Genomic DNA, 17,049 nt, shown 5'->3' with positions numbered 1-17,049 from the left:
AACACCATGTCCATGACGAATGCCTCGGCCCAGGCGGCCGCGCTGGCGGACAAGATCCGTTCGATGCGTTTCGCGATGTTCACGACCGTGGACGAACACGGCCACCTGATCAGCCATCCGATGACCAACCAGGAAACCGACGAGCAGGGCGGCCTCTGGTTCTACACCTCGATCCACACCCCGCTGTGGCAGAACATCGCCGTCCAGCCCGAAGTCAACGTCAGCTTCGCCCAGCCGGACGACAGCCTGTACGTCTCGATCAGCGGCACCGCCGAGCGCGTGGTGGACCGCGCCCGTATCCACGCCCTCTGGAACCCGATGGTACAGGCCTGGTTCCCGCACGGCCCGGACGACGAGCACGTGGTGCTGGTGCGTGTCGCGCCGCACAGCGCCGAGTACTGGGATTCGAACGACAGCAAGATGGTGCGCCTGTTCCAGATGGCCAAGGCGGCCGTCACCGGCAGCACGCCGGATGTCGATCCGGGCGAGCACGGCACGATCAAGCTGAATCCGTAAATTGCCGTTGCCGGGCGCATATGCCCGGCTTCCCGGCTCAAGGTGAGGGCGGCAAGTCCTCCTCGGACTGGTTGGCGCCCGTTTCCGGCGTGCCGAGACCGGTCCCGGTACCGCCGGCCTGGTCGCCGCGGGTGTCCTGGGCGCCGCGCGCCCCGCTTTGCATGGCGCTGCCGTCCGGGCTTGGCACGGCCTGCGGTGCATCCGGGGACTGCTGCGGGCGGCTGTCCGGCGCCTTGTCGATCTCGCCCGTGCTCTGGGTGAGCTGCGCGCCGCCGCTGCCGCCCGTTTCCTGCTGGGTTTCGTGCGCGGGCGTGGCGCCGGCCTGGCCGCTGGTCGCGCCGCCCAGGCCCAGGGTAGCAGAATCGCCTTGCGGCGCCGATGCGTTGTTCGTAGCTTGCGTAGCCATCGTGGGTCTCCCGAAAATGTCTTCGCTTCGATTATGCCCGCAGCGAAAGCGCGTACCATCGGTGCGTACAGCGTGCCTTTGTAGGAGTGCGGCGCGTCGTCCTCATGCGTGGCACATAAAGCGCAGCCTGTTCCTGCTTGACAGGGACTCAAGCGGACTTTCCTCGTGTATTGTTGCGAATTGGAATCATTGATTGAATCATTGCTCCATTCGCGACAGGAGACGCAAATGACACACTTACCCCCATCACCGGAGGACGCCGGGATACGCGACGCGCTCGTCATTGGCGCCGGCTTCGGTGGCATCTGCGTGGGGGTGGCGCTACGCCGTGCCGGTGTCGAGGATTTCCTGATCCTGGAGAAGGGCGCCGAACCCGGCGGCGTCTGGCGCGACAACACCTATCCCGGCGCCGCCTGCGACGTGCCCTCGCACCTGTATTCTTTCTCCTTCGCCCCGAATCCCGGCTGGTCGCACACCTTTGCCCGCCAGGGAGAGATCCACGCTTACCTGCACGACTGCGTGCGCCGCTTCGAACTCGGCAAGCACCTGCGCTACCGGACCGAAGTCGCCGCGGCGCGCTACGACGAGGCCCTGGCGCTGTGGGAAGTCAGCCTGGCGAGCGGCGAGCGCATGCGGACGCGCATGCTGGTGAGTGCCACCGGCCTGCTGAGCCGGCCGCTGCTGCCGCGCCTGCCCGGCATCGACAGCTTCCGCGGCCCCGCCTTTCACTCCGCGCAGTGGGATCATGCCTGTTCGCTGTCGGGCAAGCGTGTCGCCGTGATCGGCACCGGCGCCTCGGCCACCCAGTTCGTTCCGGCGATTGCCGGCGAGACGGCGAAGCTGACGGTATTCCAGCGTTCCCCCGCCTACGTGATCGCGCGCCGCGACCGTGCCTACCGGCCCTGGCAGCAGGCGCTGTTCCGGCGCCTGCCGCTGGCGATGCGCCTGCACCGGGGCCTGATCTACGTGAAATACGAAGCGCGTGCGCTGGCCTTCACGCGCATGAAAGCGATCCTGTCGCTCGCGGTCGGCCGGCCGTTCCGGCGCATGCTCGCGCGCGACGTGCTCAACCCGGACCTGCGCGCCAGGCTGACACCCGATTACCCGATCGGCTGCAAGCGCATCCTGCTGAGCGACGACTATTTGTCCGCCTTTTCGAGGCCGGAGGTCGCCCTGGTCACCGACCCGGTCCGCCGCATCACCCCCGGCGGGATCGAAACCGAAGACGGCACACGGCACGAGGCCGATGTCCTGATCTACGGCACCGGCTTTGCCGCCACCGAGTTCCTGGCGCCGATGCGCATCACCGGGCGCGGCGGACGCGAGCTGAACGAGGCCTGGCGCGAGGGCGCCGAAGCCTTTCTCGGCATGACGGTGCCGGGCTTTCCGAACTTCTTCATGCTATACGGCCCGAATACCAACCTGGGTCATAATTCCATCGTCTACATGCTGGAGAGCCAGGTGGAACATGTGATGCGCTGCCGCAGGGAGATGATCGCCGCCGGCGCAGCCTCGGTCGAAGTGGAGCCGACCGCGCACCGGCGCTTCAACACGCGCCTGCACGCGCGCCTGGCGGATGCCGTCTGGCAGGGCTGCAGCAGCTGGTACCTCGACCGCCACGGCCGCAACAGCGCCAACTGGCCGGGCTTCACCTTCAGCTACCGGCTGCTGACCCGCCACGCGAGCCTGCGCGCCTACCGCTTCGCCTCGCCCCTCGACGGCCGGCCCGACAGCGTCGGCATCGCGGCGCCGCGCTCGCCGGCGGAGCGCGGCGCCGCCGCCTTCCAGCGCGCTTTTCTCCGCACCGCCTTCAAGCCGCTGATCGGGCCGCCTTTCAGCGCCCCTGCGCAACGACGCTACGCCCGCCTGCTGGCGCCGCTGATGCCCGGCGTCGGCGGGGTCGGGTATCGCCGCATCGATGTCGGCGGCCTCGCGGTCGAGATCGTCACACCCGAGCAGGCGGGGCAGGGTGCCGTTCTCTACCTGCACGGCGGCGCCTTCTGCCTGGGCAGTGCGCGGACCCACCGCAGCATCACCTCGCGCCTGGCGCGCGACGCCGGGCTGGCGCTGTGGGTGCCGGACTACCGCCTGGCGCCGGAGCATCCGTATCCGGCCGCGCTCGAGGATGGGCTCGCCTGCTTCGATGCCATGCTGGCCGCCGGCATCCCGGCCGCGCGCATCGTGCTGGCCGGCGACTCGGCCGGTGCGGCGCTGGCGCTGGCCGTCGCGCTGCGCCTGCGTGCGCGCGGCGATACGCTGCCGGCCGCGCTGGCGCTGGTCTCGCCGGTGACGCGGATCCCGCCGCCCGGGCCCGACGGCTATCCGATCGCCGCGATCGACCCGATGGTACGGGCGGAGTGGGTGCGCCAGGGTGTGGCCTGGTACGCCTGTCCGCCGGAGGCCGAAGCCCATCATCCGTTGAGGTGCAACCTGGCCGGGCTGCCGCCGATGCTGGTGCAGGCGGGCGACCAGGAGATCCTGCTGCCCGACGCGCAGGCCCTGGTGGCGCATGCCAGGGCCTGCGGCGTGTCCTGCCGTTTCGAGCTGCACCGCGAACGCTGGCACGTCTTCCACCTGCAAGCCTTCTACCTGCGCTCGGCGGCGAACGCCATCGGCGCCCTGGCCCAGTTCGCGCGCGCGCACGTCGCGAGCGCGAACGAGCACGCGACGGCCTGAGCCATGCTGTACGCCGCCGCAGCCGTGCTGGTCTTGCTGGTGCACCTGAGTTTCGTGCTGTTCGTCGTGTTCGGCGCCTTGCTCATGCTGCGCCGTCCGCGCTTCCTGTGGGTGCACCTGCCGGCCGTGGCCTGGGGCGTGTATATCGAACTGAGCAGCCGCGGCTGCCCGCTGACGGCGCTCGAGAACCTGCTGCGCCTGCGCGCCGGGCTGGCGGACGTCCAGGGCAGCTTCATCGAGTACTACCTGCGCTGGCTGCTGTATCCGGGCTGGCTGACGGCCGATATCCAGTACCTGCTCGCCGCCCTGGTGGCGGCGGTCAATCTCGTATTGTATGTATGCGTCTGGCGCAGGCGGGCCGTGCCCGTCGGCTGAAAAACGCTGCGCGCCGCCATGAGCGCTTGCTGAACAGGGGGTAGCGGAGCAATAATGCGGACGTGCTGGCTTATTGTTAATGCTTTTCGCCGCGCCCGGGACAAGGGCGCGGACGGACGTAGCGGGTCGATCGGCGCCTGGCGGTCTTGCAGGCGCTTTTCGTTGGTAGCTTCCCTCGGCGCGGCCGGTTCACGCAGCAAACGTAAGCGGGGCAGGAGAGAGTAAAGAGGCCGGCCGGACCCATCCGGCGGCCTTCCGGAGGAGACATTATGAAAAAACAGGAGAACACGTAGTGAGTCTTTTTAGAACCAAGAATCTCGATACCATGGTGGCGGACGCCCGCACGCCCGGCGGTCTGAAGAAGGTCCTCGGACCGACCGACCTCATCCTCATGGGTATCGGGGCCATCGTCGGCACGGGTATCTTCGTGCTGACCGGTACCGGTGCGGTCACGGCCGGTCCGGCGTTGACGCTGTCCTTCATCATCGCGGCCATCGCCTGCGGCTTCGCCGCGCTGTGCTATGCCGAATTCGCGTCGAGCGTGCCGGTGGCCGGTTCGATCTATACCTATTCCTACGTGACCCTGGGCGAAATCGTCGCCTGGATGATCGGCTGGGACCTGCTGCTCGAATACGGCCTGGCCACCTCGACGGTCGCCGTCGGCTGGTCCGGCTATTTCCAGTCGCTGCTGGAGGGCTTCGGCATGGTGCTGCCGGAAGCGCTGCGCGCGGCTCCCGGCGCCAAGCCTGGCGTGGACACCGTGTTCAACCTGCCGGCCTTCCTGATCATGATGGTCCTGACCTGGATGCTGTCGCTGGGCGTGCGCGAATCGGCGCGCGTGAACAACGTGATGGTCCTGATCAAGACCGGCGTCGTCCTACTGTTCATTTTCGTCGGCGTCGGCTACGTCAAGCCGGACAACTGGCAGCCGTTCATGCCTTTCGGCATGGGTAGTGTGATGAGCGCCGCTGCGCTGGTGTTCTTCGCCTTCATCGGCTTCGACGCCGTCACCTCGGCCGCCGAGGAAGTCAAGAACCCGAGCAAGGACCTGCCGATCGGCATCATCGGTTCGCTGGGCATCTGCACCGTCCTGTACGTGATCGTTGCCGCCATCATGACCGGCATCGTTCCGTTTATGAACTTCAAGGGCGTCGACCACCCGGTCTCGCTGGCCCTCAAGTACGCCGGCCAGGACTGGGTCGCCGGTTTCGTCGACCTCGCCGCGATCCTGGGCATGAGCACCGTGATGCTGGTGATGGCCTACGGCCAGACCCGCATCCTGTACGCCATGTCGCGCGACGGCCTGCTGCCCGCGAAACTGTCGACCGTGCACCCGAAGTACGGCACCCCGTACTTCGCGACCTGGATGGTCGGCATCATCTTCGGCCTGATCGCCGCCGTCGTGCCGCTCGACGTGCTGGCCGAGCTGGTCAACATCGGCACCCTGGCCGCGTTCTCGCTGGTCTCGCTGGCCGTCATCATCCTGCGCAAGAAGCGCCCGGACCTGCACCGCGCCTTCCGCTGCCCGGGCGTGCCGGTCGTCCCGGCCCTGGCCATCATCTTCTGCCTGGCCCTGATGTCCTTCCTGAGCTGGCACACCTGGGTCGCCTTCGTCGTCTGGCTGGCGATCGGCCTGGCCGTGTACTTCGGCTACGCCCGTTCGCGCTCGAAGCTGAACGCACAGTAATACCGATGCGCCCAGGGGCGCATCTTTCCTGGAACCTGGCCGCCGGCGCTTGCCGCGGCCAGGTTTTTTATTGACTCCTTCAGGCCGGCGCCAGCTCCTCGAGCCTGATCGACTGCGCGCCGAGTTCGCGCATGCGGGCGATGGCGCGCTCGCCGTCGCCGGGGGTGACGTCCACGGCCCGCATCGCCTCCTCGGCGATCAGCACCGCGAAGCCGTGCTCGCGCGCGTCGATCACCGTATTCAGCACACAGTAATCCGTCGCCAGTCCGCACACGACAAGGCGTTGCACACCATGGCCGCGCAGGTGCGATGCCAGTTCCGTGCCATTGAAGGCGGAGTAGGCATCCACGTCCGCGGTATCGGCCTTCGAGACGATCACGGCGCTGGCGGGCAGGGCGAGCCGCTCAGAGAACGCGGCGCCCGCGGTATCGGCCACGCAATGGGGAGGCCAGGGACCGCCGCGCGCTGCAAAGGAGCAGTGATTCTCGGGATGCCAGTCGCGCGAGGCGTAGATCGGCAAGTCCTGCCCCGCAAACAGGGCCAGTAACCGGTTGATCGGTTCGATCACGGCGTCCCCGTTCGGCACACCCAGCTTGCCGCCCGGGAGGAAATCGACCTGCATGTCGATCACGAGAAGGGCGTCCGTGGAAGTAAGCCGGAATGGCTGGTCTGGTGTAGTCATGGGGTTCCTGTCGGGTGGTTTGATATGGAAAGGGTAGCACGCGCTGCGGCCGTGGGCGCTGCAGGCTTGTCATGTTATACTGTATGAAAACACAGTATTGCATGAAGCCAATGACCAAGTTCGCTCCCATCGACCTCGCCCCGCGCCTGCCCGGCACGGACGACGCGCCCAGCAGCCGGCTCGACGTCAAGATGTTCCGGGTCGCCGACGACCCTATCACCGAGGCGCAGACCGATGCCGAGATCGCGCGCGAATTCATCGGCAATGGCGAACTGAGCGCGAAGTCGATCGCCAACAGCCAGAAGGAACTCTACCGTTTCCTGACCTGGTGCCGCGAGGAGGCGAAAAAGACACTGTCGCAGCTGAACGTCGCCGACCTGAATGCCTACAAGGAATTCCTGCGCAATCCGCCGCCCGACTGGATCTCGAAGACCAAGTGGCCGCGCAGCGACCCGCGCTACCGTCCGTTCACCGGCCCCTTGTCCGACCCCAGCCGGCGCCAGGCGATGATCGCGGTGAAAGGCTTGCTCGCCTTTGCCGAACAGACCGGCTACCTGCGGCGCAATCCCGCCGCCCTGGTGCGCAACGTCCGCACGCCCGTCGCCAGCCGCATCACGCGCTACCTGACGCCGGAGGCCATTGCCCTGGCCATCGAGACGGTGTCGAAGCGGGTGCCCGATTCTCCGGCGGCGGCGCAGCGCCGTGCGCGCGACCGCTTCCTGCTGATCGCGTTCGCCCATACCGGCGCCCGCCTGAATGAGCTGGTCAGCGCGAACATGGGCGACATCTATTCCGAAGGAAAGAATCGCTGGTGGCTCGACGTCATGGGCAAGGGCAACAAGCCACGCCGCCTGCCGGTCCCCGCCGACATGCTCGAGGCCTTCCGCGCCTACCGCGAGACATTCGGGCTGCCGCCCGTCACCGCGCGCGCCGATCGCACGCCGCTGGTGCTGTCGAGCCGGAGCAGGGCGGTCACGCGCCTCACCGATGAGGCGGCATCGGAAGCGATCAAGAATGGTTTCGCCGAAGCGGCCGGGGTGGCGGCCCGCCAGGGCGAGGCCGACATCGCCGCCAGCCTGCGCCATGCCTCGGCCCACTGGCTGCGCCACAGCATGCTGACGAATCATGCCAATAACGGCGTGCAGCTCAAGACCCTGCAGGACACGGCTGGGCACGCAAACATTGCCACGACCGCCGGCTATCTGCACAAGACCGACAATGAACGGCACGACGAGATCATCGGCTCGATCTTGAACGAAGACGCGAAGAAGGGCAGGTAAGTGTAAATACGCGCAGGGCTGCCGATCGGTGCCGAAATTCAATAACTTGCACCAAGGAAGTGCCATTTGGCCTCTTCGTGCAGACAATGGCACTTAACTTGGGACTGGTCAGCATATCGCCACCTGTAGGGTTATATCGTCACTCCGAACTTGTTCACTAAGGAGAGGCGGCAATGCCGAAAATCACGATTTTAAGGAAAACCAATCTGCAGGAAGACAGCTGGCATTCAATGTTGATCTCGCTGTTTCGGGGGTTGGCAGCGCTGGTGGTGGCATGGGCGCATCTGCGTGCGGCAACGTTTCCGGCATTCGGTGAGGTCGCGAATCCGTCCTTGCTGTTCCAGGCAATGGCGTTCAGCTCGGGCTTCGCTTACCTTGCCGTGATGGTTTTCTTCGTACTCAGTGGCTGGCTCGTCGGCGGAAGTTTCCTTAACAAGATGGAATCGGACCGGGCGATCCAGCATTACGCGGTCGACCGGGTCTCGCGCCTGTGGGTGGTGCTCGTGCCGACCTTCCTGGTCGCGCTGCTCGCCGGCGCCGTGGTCGGCACGATCGATCCGGCCCGCGTCTCCTTTTCGGCAAGCGATCCGTATTCCGTGACCGCCTTCATCGGCAACATGTTCGGGCTCCAGACCATTCTCGTGCCTTCGTTCGGCGAGAACTTCCCCCTCTGGAGCCTGGCCAACGAGACCTGGTACTACGTGCTGTTCCCGCTGCTCGTGCTGGTATTTCGCGGCGGATCGCTCGTGTTGCGGGCCGCGGCGCTGCTGGCGATCGGCGCCATCGTCCAGCTGGTCACGCCTGAGATCATCGTGTACTTTTCTATCTGGCTGCTCGGTGCCGGCTTCTCGCGCGTGAAGATCGAGGCAGGACCGGTCCTGCGCTGGGCACTGCTGCTCCTGATCGGCGGCGTCGCCGTCCTCATCCGGCTGAATGGCGAAAACGAGATCAGTACGGCAACGTTTCCCCAGTTCCTGGTGTTTAGCCTGCTCTTTGCACTGTCCCTGTCCAGCATGCAGTTCAAGCGCCTACCGTCTCCGATGCTGGACCGGCTCGACCGCATCGGACGATTCTTCGCCAATTTCTCGTTCACCGTGTATGTGCTCCACGTGCCGCTGATCTTCGTACTGGTGTACCTGAGCTCGTCGCTGCTCGGAGTCGCCCAGCTCTCGCCCCACATCCTGTCCCACTACCTCATCTACCTGGGGATGTTCCTGGTGCTCGTGGTCGGCGGCTACTTCTTCCATCTGCCGTTCGAGGCGAATACGGGCCGGGTCCGCCAGTGGCTGAAAGGGCAGCTGTTCACGCGGGTCGGCGCCGTTCGGACTTGAGAAGGCAGGGTGGGGCGGCTGGGGCTGAGCTAGCCGGCCGCCGCCGGCATGATGCTGTGCCGATGGCGCGCGTGCTTCAAAGGGGAGGGATACGCCAGCCAGTCCGCCTCTCCGTTCCGGCCGCGACAAGACTGCCAGTTTTCGCGAGTCTGGGCGTGGCCTTCGGTAATCAGCACCTGGCGCGAACCAGTCGAGCAGGGATGACGTAGGGCCCGAAACATCCGGGACGGTCGATGGTGGGCAGCTCCCACCATCGATTGACAACAACGAAAACCGGGTCCTGAGGAGAGGCGGATTCTATACGCGGAAAGAGCGCCTCGATACACAAAAGCCGTTTCTCCGCCTTGATGGCTCCTCATCGGGTCCCGGCCGGGTCCCGTTTCAGGTTTGAGCATCAACCAAATCCGCCCACATGCGGACGAGACGGTAAAACTACGAACTCGACATTAGCAAATATATTGTCGAGTTCAGTCCATGCGCGCGGCCGATCCGCCGGGGGCGGTATCCCTGCTGGCGCGCCAGGAGGTGGCTTGACGCAATAAAGCAGATATCAAAGCACTCCGGCATAGCAAAATGGTCATTCTTTGATAAGCTGCCGGCACGCGTAGCCGCAGCCGCTGCCGCAGCGGCAGGCGAGATGGCGGCCGACCACATAAGGATGACAAGATGAAGTTGCTGAGCCATGTACTCAATGCAATCAAACCCGTGCTGGACATGCTGGACCACATTATCTGGGCCCGCCGCACGCGGACATTATTGATCGATTACAGGACGCGCGAAAACCAGCCTTTGCTGGAGATGCTGAACCGCCTGCTGACGCAGTACGGATTCGAGCCGGCGCCGGCCGAGGAAGACAGCAGGCCGGACTTCGCAATCTGGCACAAGCGCCTCGCGCCGACCCTGCGCGCCCGCATGTCGATCACATTGCATCCCGTAGTGGCGCCGGATACCTGGAGCCTGAGCCCGATGGTGTCTATCGACGCTTCTTACGTGGCGCATGTCGAGAGCGCGCTCGCCGCCGGCCGGGACCTCGACGCGCTCACGGTGCAAGGCTTCGATCCCGCGCACCCGCCGATCATGCGCTTCGAGCCGGCTCATCTGCGCTGGCAAGACCGGCTCGAACTGCAGTCTCCGGCGCTCAAAGGCCGTCCGGAGACCATCGAACAGCTGCGCACGGACCTGGTGGACGTATGCGAGCATTACGTGCTCCCCGTACTCGAGGAGTGCCGTGATCCTTTGGCCGCGGCGCGCTTCCTCGAACGTGCGGAAACCGAATTGCGCTCCAGACGGCTGCGCCATGACGAGCCGCGCTACAAAGTCTTCAACCCGGCCAGCGCGCCGGCGCTACTGTTCGACGAAGCCGGTGAAACCGCCAGGGCATTCGCATTCCTGGAAGCCCGCCGGGAAACACTGTCGCAGCTCTGGGCGACGGAAGATCCGGACTGGACAGGACCCCGCTTGGCCAGGATCGACAAGCTGCTGGACTATCTTCGCTCCAGGCTGCCGGCGGAGCAGGTGCGCGCCTGAGTCGGGAATCGGCCAGACCCGGGCGGCCGGTCCTGGGACTGGTTCTGCCATTGGCGAAGGGTGCTACCCGGCACCGCCGGCCATCACGCCCAAAGCGTATTTGACATAATATAGATTATGCGTCTTTTAGGTACGGGACTATCACAGCTCACTCCGCCGCCAATTACGCTCAAAAAGCCGGCATGTTCCGACTTCCCGGCCAGCCCGCCACCGTGTGCCGCACCGTGCGCTTCGCAGCGACTTCTCAACCCGCCGGCGCCGCCTTGAACACCGCCAGCTGCGCCGCAAACGCCCGCCGATACGCCGGCCGCGCCTCGCCGTGCGCGACATATGCCGCGAGATTCGGATACTCCTCGACCAGGCCGGAACCGCTCAAACGGCGCAGCACCGTCACCATCAGCAAGTCGCCCGCGCTGAACGCGCCGTCCAGCCAGTCGCGCTCGCCCAGGTATGCGGACAGCTCCGCCAGGCGCTTGCGGATGCGTTCCTCCAGGACCGGCAGCCGCTCCCTGGTCCAGCTCTCGTGGCCTTCCGCCAGGATCGCGTTCTGGCGTTCGACGATCGGCGGTTCGACCGTGTTCAGCGCCGCGAACATCCAGGTGATGGCGCGCGCCCGGCCGCCTGGCTCCGCCGGCAGCAGGCCCGGATGGCGTTCGGCGACATGGAACACGATGGAACCCGATTCGAACAGGACCAGTTCTCCTTCCGTCCAGGTCGGAATCTGCCCGAAGGGATTGCGCGCCCGGTGCGCCGGCGCCTTCAGGGCCTCGAACGAAACCAGCTGGACTTCAATGGGCTCGCCGACCTCTTCGCAGGCCCAGCGCACGCGCATGTCGCGTGCAAGTCCCCTGCCGCGGTCCGGCGATTTTTCGAAGGCGGTGACGGTGGCAGGCATGCTGGGCTCCCGGCGGTGGCGTGAACCCCGAGGCTAACACAGGCGCAGCCCGTGCAGCTCATGCGTGGCCAATGCCGGTCGCGCTGTACAGCGACTCGAACTCGGCGATCGGCATCGGCGCGCCCAGCAGGTAGCCCTGCAGCGCCGAGCAGCCGTTGCGCGCCAGGAAGGTTCTCTGGGCTTCGTGCTCGACGCCCTCGGCGACGATCTCGAGTTTCAGCTGCTGCGCCAGCGCGATGATGGCTTTCACGATGGGACCGGCGCTCGGGTCGACGTGGACATCGTGCACGAAGGAACGGTCGATCTTCAGAGCCGTCAGGGGAAACTGTTTCAGGTAGGCCAGCGAGGAATAACCGGTGCCGAAATCGTCCAGCGAAAAGCGCAGGCCCTGGCCGCACAGCAGGTGCATGCGCTCGGCCAGGTCCTGCTTGTCGTCGGCGAAGATGCTTTCCGTTAGTTCCAGGAACAGCTGGCCCGCCGGCGCGCCCGACCTGGCGAGAATCCGCGCGACTTCGTCCGGAAACTCCGGATCGCGCAGTTGCTGGACGCTGACGTTCACCGCCAGCTTGAGCTTGCCGAGCGCCCTGTCGCCTGCCCAGCGCGCAAGCGCCCTGCAGCTTTCCTCGAGCACCTGCCGGCCCAGCGGCAGGATCAGGCCCGAGGATTCGGCCAGCCCGATAAAGTCGCCGGGCGCGACTAGCACACCGCTATCGCGGCGCCAGCGCACCAGGACTTCGGCCCCCACCAGGCGGCCATGGGTGTCGAACTGCGGCTGGCAGTACAGCACGAACTCGTGGCGGGCGAGCCCGTCGCGCAAGCCTGTTTCCAATGCCGACTGGCGATTGGCCGCGGCCTGCATGCCGGGATCGAAGAAGCGCGCGATGTGGCGGCCGTCCGCCTTGGCCCGGTACATCGCCAGGTCGGCCTGCTTCAGGAGCGTGTCCACGTCCGCACCCATGCCTTCGAACAGTGTTACCCCGATGCTGGTGGTGCTGACGAACAGGCGGCCGTCGAGGTGATATGGCTGGTCGAGCACTTCGAGGATCTTGTCGACCACGTGATTGGCTTCGGCGATCGCGTCCTCGAGCGTGGTGCCCAGGTCTTCGAACACGACCACGAATTCGTCGCCGCCCAGGCGTGCCAGCTGATCGCTGTGGCGCAGGGCCAATTTGAGGCGCAGGGCCACCTGGCGCAGCAGCAGGTCGCCGATGTCGTGGCCCATCGTGTCGTTCAGGAGCTTGAAGTTGTCGAGGTCGAGGAAGAGCACGGCGCCGAACTGGCCGGAGCGCTCGCTGCGCGCCAGCACCTTGTCCAGCTCCTCGGCCAGGAAGCGCCGGTTCGGCAAGCCGGTGAGGTGGTCGAAATACGCCAGTTCGTGAATGCGCTGCTCCACCTGCTTGCGCTCGGTGAGGTCGGTATTCGTGCCGGAAATCCGTAAAGGGAGCCCGTCTTCGTCGCGCAGGATGAAACCGCGCGAGAGGATCGGTACCGCGTGGCCGTCGCGGTGCACCATCCGGAACTCGACGCTGTAGCTGTCGGTTGTACCACCCAGCAGATCGTGCAGGAAGCCGGTGACGCGCCGGAAGTCGTCCGGGTGCAGGACTTTCTGCCAGGTGTGCGCGTCGATCGGCAAGTCTCCCACGCGGTAGCCGAGCATCTCCCACCAGCGCTCGGAATAATGCACCTCGCCGTTCCTGAGGTCGTAGTCCCAGGAGGCATCGGTGGACCCGCGCAGCACCAGGCGCAGCCGTTCTTCGGATTGCTGAGCGCGGTGTTCGGCCAGCTTCAGCTTCGTGCAGTCGGTGAAGCAGACCACGACACGCTCGATGCGCCCGTCCCGTCCGCGTTCGGGATAGGCATTGCAGATGAGCCAGCGGACCGGACCTGGAGGCGTCGCCGGTACTCCCACGACCAGGTCGGACACAGGATCGCCAGTCGACAATACCTGATTGACCGGGTATTCCGGCTCCGGCATCACCGTATTGTCAGCACGCACGAGGGACCACACGACCTGGCTCGATTCCGCGCCGATCAGTTCCTCCACCGAATGCCCGAGCAGTACCTTGGCCCGCCGGTTCGCCGACAGGATGCGGCCGTCCGGGCCGTGTACCACTACCCCGGCGGGCAAGTGGTCGAGTAGCACGTCGAACTGCCGCTGGAGATTCGCCGATTCGTTGGGAGGCATAGGATCGCTGGGAATGCGCTTCAGAAGCAATTCTGCCACCAATAATGCGCGAATGGGCGCGTGACATGCTCTCCACCGCCTTTGAGCTCGATCAAACGCATAACAGCCCCGCGCGCGAGACTGGTCATGGAAGCTTCGTTGATTTCTTCAAGGAGGAAGCATGTTCAAGCGTATTCTGCTGCCGACGGACGGATCCGAACTATCGTCGCGCGCCGTCCTGGCGGGCGTCAGTTTCGCCAAGGAAGTAGGCGCCGACCTGGTCGGCATGACCGCCCTGCCCGACTTCAAAACCTTCACAGCCGACGCCGAGATGATCGAAAGCACCGAGGACGAATATCTCGCTGCCAGCGAAGCGCGCGCCAACAGGCGCCTGGCGCCCCTAGTGGATGCGGCGCGCACTGCGGGCGTGGATTGTGCCGCGCTACTGGTGCGCTCTGACGATCCCCACGAAGCAATCCTGCGCACGGCGCGGGACCGAGGCTGTGACCTGATCATCATGGCCTCGCACGGCCGGCATGGCCTGGGTGGCGTTCTGCTGGGTAGTGAAACGCAAAAAGTGTTGGTGCACAGCTCGATTCCGGTGCTGGTCTATCGCTGAGTGACAATCCGCCGGCCTCTGTCCTGGCGGCTGGTATGTTTAGTCGTAAGGTGGCCGGAGTCGTTTGTGTTTCAGTTATTTGGCTGTCGTGAAGCGGGTGTTGGTTAGTTACGCTTTTATGGTAGGCTAGCCATACTTCATCCCAAGCTCGCCGCATGCACACCCTGACTTCGTGGGATGCCGATCCGGTTCAGGCATTCAAGAAATTCATCGCTTCCGCCGCCTTCGCCGATACCGGCCGGCGCACGCGCGCCGACGGCACGCCCCGCCTGCTGTCGCCCGCTTCGGCGAAGATCTATATTTTCATGTTCAACAACCTGGCAGGCTGGTTCCTGGAACAAGGGCTGAAGTTTTCGACCGTCACCCAGGCCGACCTCCTCCGCTTCATCGACCGCCGGGTCAAGGGCAAGCGCGTCCTCAACAGCAAGATCGCCTACCGTTACCTGCGCCTGCTGGAGCGCTGCTACGAGCACCTCGGCGCCATGCCCAATCCCGCCCAGCAAGCCATCCTCGGCATCGACCGCGCCCACATGACCCAGGACGAGGCCGGACGCGCCCTCTCCGAGGACCAGCTGGAGCGCTTCTTTGCCGCCCTGCCCGGCGAAGCGCCACGGCAGGGCGGCAACAGGCCCTTCGGCGGCTGGAAACGGCGGCGCGACCGCGCGATGCAGCTGGTCATGGCGCTGGCGGGACTGCGGGTATCGGAAGCGATCGGCCTGCTCATTGCCGAGGTCGGCCGCCAGGTTGCGCTCGACGGTGCGATCGAGCTCACCATCACGCCGGACGAGAAGCACGACACCAGCCACGAACATGCCGTCACCCTGCCCCGCATGGGCGCCGAGGCGCTGCGGGCCTGGCTGGAGGAGCGTGAAGCGATGGCGATTCCGGGGGAGTTGGTGTTTCCGGCCAACCTAACGGGCGCCAGGATGACCAGGAAAACCGTGTATATGCAGATGCGCGCCACCTTCGAGCGGGCCGGCATGGACCTCGCGCGCTCGGGCGGGCGCACCTTGCGCAACACTTTCGCGAAGCAGCAGCTCGAACAAGGGACACCTGCCGACGAGCTCAAGGACGTATTGGGACTCGCGCTGGAACGCTCGGCCGCAGACTACCAGATGGTGCGCGTGAAGCCGGATCCGGAACCCGATCCGCCAGTTTGACGGCCAGCCCACGCGCCGAAACGGAGCCGTAGCCGGGGCCCCGCCCCGGACTGGACCGTCAAATCCAATAGATCAATGCCGCCAGTCCGACAATTAGCGCTACCTTGGTGACCTTATAAGCCGTCTTGTTCCAGGCCTTGTAGCGGCGGCGGTAGCCGCCCATGATGTGCGAAATCTTGAACAGCTTGCTCACCAGGCCGGTCTGGTCGCCGGTCTCGTTGGGCGAGCTGGCGGCCGTCATCATCGTGCGGCCCAGCCAGCGGTTGATCGCCGCCATCCAGCGCGTGCGCATCGGGCGCTCGACGTCGCAGAACAGGATGATGCGATCGCTGTCGCTGCCGTTGATGGCCCAGTGGATATAGGTTTCGTCGAAGATCACGCCCTCGCCGTCGCGCCAGCTATGGCGCTGGCCGTCGACGTCGATGAAGCAGCGGTCGTCGTTCGGCGTCGCCAGGCCCAGGTGGTAGCGCATCGAGCCGGCGAAGGGATCGCGGTGCGGGTTCAGCTTGGCGCCCGGCGGCAGTTCGGCGAACATCGCGGCCTTGACCGTGGGGATGGCCTGGAGCATCGCGTAGGTTTGCGGGCACAGGCGCTGGGCCGACGGGTGGCTGGCGTCGTACCACTTCAGGTAGAAGCGCTTCCAGCCGGTCTTGAAGAAGGAGTTGAAGCCGGCGTCGTCGTTCTGCTCGGCCGCCTTGATCTTTTTCATGGCCAGCATGTTCTCCGCTTCGGCGCGGATGATCTGCCAGTTGGCCTGCAGGGGCGCCAGCTCGGGGAAGTCGCTGACCGGGATGTAGGGCGTGCTCGGCACCCGCGAGAACAGGTGCATGAAGATGTTAATCGGCGCCATGAACGACGAATGGTCGAACAGCTGGCGTCCGAACGGCAGGCGCACCTTGCCGCGGAAATGAATGTGGAAAACCGCGAGGAAATAAAAACCGACCAGCGCCCACTTCATCTTGCCCCCAACCCGGCTCGAACAGCCGGCATCAATTAAACAGGGCGCAAGAATAGCATATCCACCGGGTGCCCGTCGGGGGAACCCGGTGAAAACGGGACCGCTTGTCGCGTGCATGCCGAAGCCTGCACTGTCGGTGCCGCCGGCGCGGCGAATGCGTCCTACTGGACGTGCGTCATGGCATAGCCTTTTTCCGCGAGCTGGCCACTCAGGTTGTCGATCTCATAGTCGGGCAGCAGATCGGCATTGTCGTCGATCTCGAAGGCGCGCGCCTCCACTTCCCAATCGGTGTTGGTGGCTTCTTCGGGGATGTTACGGGTTTCCGGCACGGCCAAGTAGGAGAACTTGCCGTCGCTTTCGGCTCTGCGGTAAATGTCCAGGCGCATAATCGTTTCCTTACAGTGAAAGCGCGCTTTCGGGTGAAAGCGCACGGCTCCACAGTATGCGAAAGGCAAGCCGGCGTCTGTTAATTGCCCCACACTCTGCCGGGCGCGGCGCTTACCTGCCCGGCGACAGGCCGAGCACACGGGCCGGCAGCAGCAGGATGGCCTTCAGCAGGCTGAACACGGCATCCACGCCGATGCCCAGCAGGCGCAGCGGCAGCAGGAGCAGCCAGACGAGCGGATACAGGATCAGGGCCAGCAGAGCGAGCGGCCAGCACAGGAACAGAAGTAGCAGCCACAGCAGGAAACCGAACATGGTGTGCTCCAGTAGAAGAATGGAGCGAGTGTAGGGCCGGGAGTAAAGACGCGCAGGCCGTATGCGACGAATGG

General features: G+C 65.4%; 16 protein-coding genes. 9 read left to right on the top strand and 7 right to left on the bottom strand.

Features of this window, described 5'->3' with window-relative positions; translation table 11 throughout:
• Window positions 1–6: 6 nt before the first annotated feature.
• The gene (locus C2862_RS01495; protein ID WP_229467238.1) at window positions 7–516 is read left to right on the top strand and encodes a pyridoxamine 5'-phosphate oxidase family protein; all 510 of its coding nucleotides are present in this window, start codon (window positions 7–9) and stop codon (window positions 514–516) included.
• A 37-nt stretch (window positions 517–553) separates the two neighbouring features.
• Here the strand turns inward: C2862_RS01495 and C2862_RS01490 are convergent, their stop codons facing one another.
• The gene (locus C2862_RS01490) at window positions 554–922 is read right to left on the bottom strand and encodes a hypothetical protein (RefSeq protein ID WP_136218332.1); all 369 of its coding nucleotides are present in this window, start codon (window positions 920–922) and stop codon (window positions 554–556) included.
• 228 nt (window positions 923–1,150) lie between these two features.
• Here C2862_RS01490 and C2862_RS01485 point away from each other — a divergent pair, with 228 nt between their 5' ends.
• The 3 genes from C2862_RS01485 (at window position 1,151) to C2862_RS01475 (ending at window position 5,660) form a co-directional block, all read left to right on the top strand.
• A complete protein-coding gene (locus tag C2862_RS01485; protein WP_136218331.1) occupies window positions 1,151–3,598 on the top strand; it encodes an alpha/beta hydrolase fold domain-containing protein in 2,448 nt (815 codons plus the stop codon).
• Between the two features lie 3 nt (window positions 3,599–3,601).
• Window positions 3,602–3,973, top strand: coding sequence for a DUF2784 domain-containing protein (locus C2862_RS01480; protein ID WP_136218330.1), 372 nt, complete (start codon window positions 3,602–3,604; stop codon window positions 3,971–3,973).
• Window positions 3,974–4,265: 292 nt separating this feature from the next.
• Window positions 4,266–5,660 carry an amino acid permease gene (locus tag C2862_RS01475; protein WP_307723529.1) on the top strand — a complete coding sequence of 465 codons (1,395 nt, stop codon included), beginning with the start codon at window positions 4,266–4,268 and terminating at the stop codon, window positions 5,658–5,660.
• Window positions 5,661–5,739: 79 nt separating this feature from the next.
• Here the strand turns inward: C2862_RS01475 and C2862_RS01470 are convergent, their stop codons facing one another.
• On the bottom strand, window positions 5,740–6,342 hold the full coding sequence (locus C2862_RS01470) for a nicotinamidase (protein ID WP_136218329.1): 603 nt from the start codon (window positions 6,340–6,342) through the stop codon (window positions 5,740–5,742).
• 101 nt (window positions 6,343–6,443) lie between these two features.
• Between C2862_RS01470 and C2862_RS01465 the strand changes: the two genes are divergently transcribed.
• The 3 genes from C2862_RS01465 (at window position 6,444) to C2862_RS01455 (ending at window position 10,480) form a co-directional block, all read left to right on the top strand.
• On the top strand, window positions 6,444–7,622 hold the full coding sequence (locus C2862_RS01465; protein ID WP_229467237.1) for a tyrosine-type recombinase/integrase: 1,179 nt from the start codon (window positions 6,444–6,446) through the stop codon (window positions 7,620–7,622).
• 173 nt (window positions 7,623–7,795) lie between these two features.
• Window positions 7,796–8,953, top strand: a complete 1,158-nt coding sequence (locus C2862_RS01460; RefSeq protein WP_136218328.1) for an acyltransferase — start codon at window positions 7,796–7,798, stop codon at window positions 8,951–8,953.
• Window positions 8,954–9,619: 666 nt separating this feature from the next.
• Window positions 9,620–10,480, top strand: coding sequence for a hypothetical protein (locus C2862_RS01455; protein ID WP_136218327.1), 861 nt, complete (start codon window positions 9,620–9,622; stop codon window positions 10,478–10,480).
• Window positions 10,481–10,724: 244 nt separating this feature from the next.
• Here the strand turns inward: C2862_RS01455 and C2862_RS01450 are convergent, their stop codons facing one another.
• Together C2862_RS01450 and C2862_RS01445 are read right to left on the bottom strand one after the other, a co-directional pair.
• Window positions 10,725–11,375: a glutathione S-transferase family protein gene (locus C2862_RS01450; protein ID WP_136218326.1), complete on the bottom strand. Its 651-nt coding sequence runs from the start codon at window positions 11,373–11,375 to the stop codon at window positions 10,725–10,727.
• A 58-nt stretch (window positions 11,376–11,433) separates the two neighbouring features.
• Window positions 11,434–13,560: a bifunctional diguanylate cyclase/phosphodiesterase gene (locus tag C2862_RS01445; RefSeq protein ID WP_136218325.1), complete on the bottom strand. Its 2,127-nt coding sequence runs from the start codon at window positions 13,558–13,560 to the stop codon at window positions 11,434–11,436.
• A gap of 160 nt (window positions 13,561–13,720) precedes the next feature.
• Between C2862_RS01445 and C2862_RS01440 the strand changes: the two genes are divergently transcribed.
• On the top strand, window positions 13,721–14,158 hold the full coding sequence (locus C2862_RS01440; protein WP_136218324.1) for a universal stress protein: 438 nt from the start codon (window positions 13,721–13,723) through the stop codon (window positions 14,156–14,158).
• Window positions 14,159–14,313: 155 nt separating this feature from the next.
• Entirely contained in the window at window positions 14,314–15,318 is a 1,005-nt protein-coding gene (gene xerC / locus C2862_RS01435; protein ID WP_136218323.1) for a tyrosine recombinase XerC, read from the top strand.
• A gap of 58 nt (window positions 15,319–15,376) precedes the next feature.
• On the opposite strand, the gene lpxO is transcribed toward xerC, so the two are convergent.
• The 3 genes from lpxO to C2862_RS01420 all read right to left on the bottom strand — a co-directional run bounded on the left by lpxO (window position 15,377) and on the right by C2862_RS01420 (window position 16,975).
• Window positions 15,377–16,276 carry a lipid A hydroxylase LpxO gene (gene lpxO, locus C2862_RS01430; RefSeq protein ID WP_136218322.1) on the bottom strand — a complete coding sequence of 300 codons (900 nt, stop codon included), beginning with the start codon at window positions 16,274–16,276 and terminating at the stop codon, window positions 15,377–15,379.
• Between the two features lie 161 nt (window positions 16,277–16,437).
• Window positions 16,438–16,662 (bottom strand): DUF6139 family protein, encoded by a 225-nt coding sequence (locus C2862_RS01425; RefSeq protein ID WP_136218321.1) that lies wholly within the window; start codon window positions 16,660–16,662, stop codon window positions 16,438–16,440.
• A 112-nt stretch (window positions 16,663–16,774) separates the two neighbouring features.
• A complete protein-coding gene (locus C2862_RS01420) occupies window positions 16,775–16,975 on the bottom strand; it encodes a hypothetical protein (protein WP_136218320.1) in 201 nt (66 codons plus the stop codon).
• Window positions 16,976–17,049: the final 74 nt, after the last annotated feature.

Origin of the sequence: Massilia sp. Mn16-1_5, assembly GCF_004798585.1 — a bacterium.
GTDB lineage: Bacteria > Pseudomonadota > Gammaproteobacteria > Burkholderiales > Burkholderiaceae_D > Telluria.
The sequence above is the reverse complement of the archived record's forward strand: the minus strand, read 5'-3'. Positions and strand labels throughout refer to the sequence as shown.

What these genes read in the sequence shown, in the direction of transcription:
- C2862_RS01495 (WP_229467238.1), top strand. Translation starts at nt 7, where the DNA reads ATGTCCATGACGAATGCCTCGGCCCAGGCGGCCGCGCTGGCGGACAAG.
- C2862_RS01490 (WP_136218332.1), bottom strand. Translation starts at nt 922, where the DNA reads ATGGCTACGCAAGCTACGAACAACGCATCGGCGCCGCAAGGCGATTCT.
- C2862_RS01485 (WP_136218331.1), top strand. Translation starts at nt 1,151, where the DNA reads ATGACACACTTACCCCCATCACCGGAGGACGCCGGGATACGCGACGCG.
- C2862_RS01480 (WP_136218330.1), top strand. Translation starts at nt 3,602, where the DNA reads ATGCTGTACGCCGCCGCAGCCGTGCTGGTCTTGCTGGTGCACCTGAGT.
- C2862_RS01470 (WP_136218329.1), bottom strand. Translation starts at nt 6,342, where the DNA reads ATGACTACACCAGACCAGCCATTCCGGCTTACTTCCACGGACGCCCTT.
- C2862_RS01465 (WP_229467237.1), top strand. Translation starts at nt 6,444, where the DNA reads ATGAAGCCAATGACCAAGTTCGCTCCCATCGACCTCGCCCCGCGCCTG.
- C2862_RS01460 (WP_136218328.1), top strand. Translation starts at nt 7,796, where the DNA reads ATGCCGAAAATCACGATTTTAAGGAAAACCAATCTGCAGGAAGACAGC.
- C2862_RS01455 (WP_136218327.1), top strand. Translation starts at nt 9,620, where the DNA reads ATGAAGTTGCTGAGCCATGTACTCAATGCAATCAAACCCGTGCTGGAC.
- C2862_RS01450 (WP_136218326.1), bottom strand. Translation starts at nt 11,375, where the DNA reads ATGCCTGCCACCGTCACCGCCTTCGAAAAATCGCCGGACCGCGGCAGG.
- C2862_RS01445 (WP_136218325.1), bottom strand. Translation starts at nt 13,560, where the DNA reads ATGCCTCCCAACGAATCGGCGAATCTCCAGCGGCAGTTCGACGTGCTA.
- C2862_RS01440 (WP_136218324.1), top strand. Translation starts at nt 13,721, where the DNA reads ATGTTCAAGCGTATTCTGCTGCCGACGGACGGATCCGAACTATCGTCG.
- xerC (WP_136218323.1), top strand. Translation starts at nt 14,314, where the DNA reads ATGCACACCCTGACTTCGTGGGATGCCGATCCGGTTCAGGCATTCAAG.
- lpxO (WP_136218322.1), bottom strand. Translation starts at nt 16,276, where the DNA reads ATGAAGTGGGCGCTGGTCGGTTTTTATTTCCTCGCGGTTTTCCACATT.
- C2862_RS01425 (WP_136218321.1), bottom strand. Translation starts at nt 16,662, where the DNA reads ATGCGCCTGGACATTTACCGCAGAGCCGAAAGCGACGGCAAGTTCTCC.
- C2862_RS01420 (WP_136218320.1), bottom strand. Translation starts at nt 16,975, where the DNA reads ATGTTCGGTTTCCTGCTGTGGCTGCTACTTCTGTTCCTGTGCTGGCCG.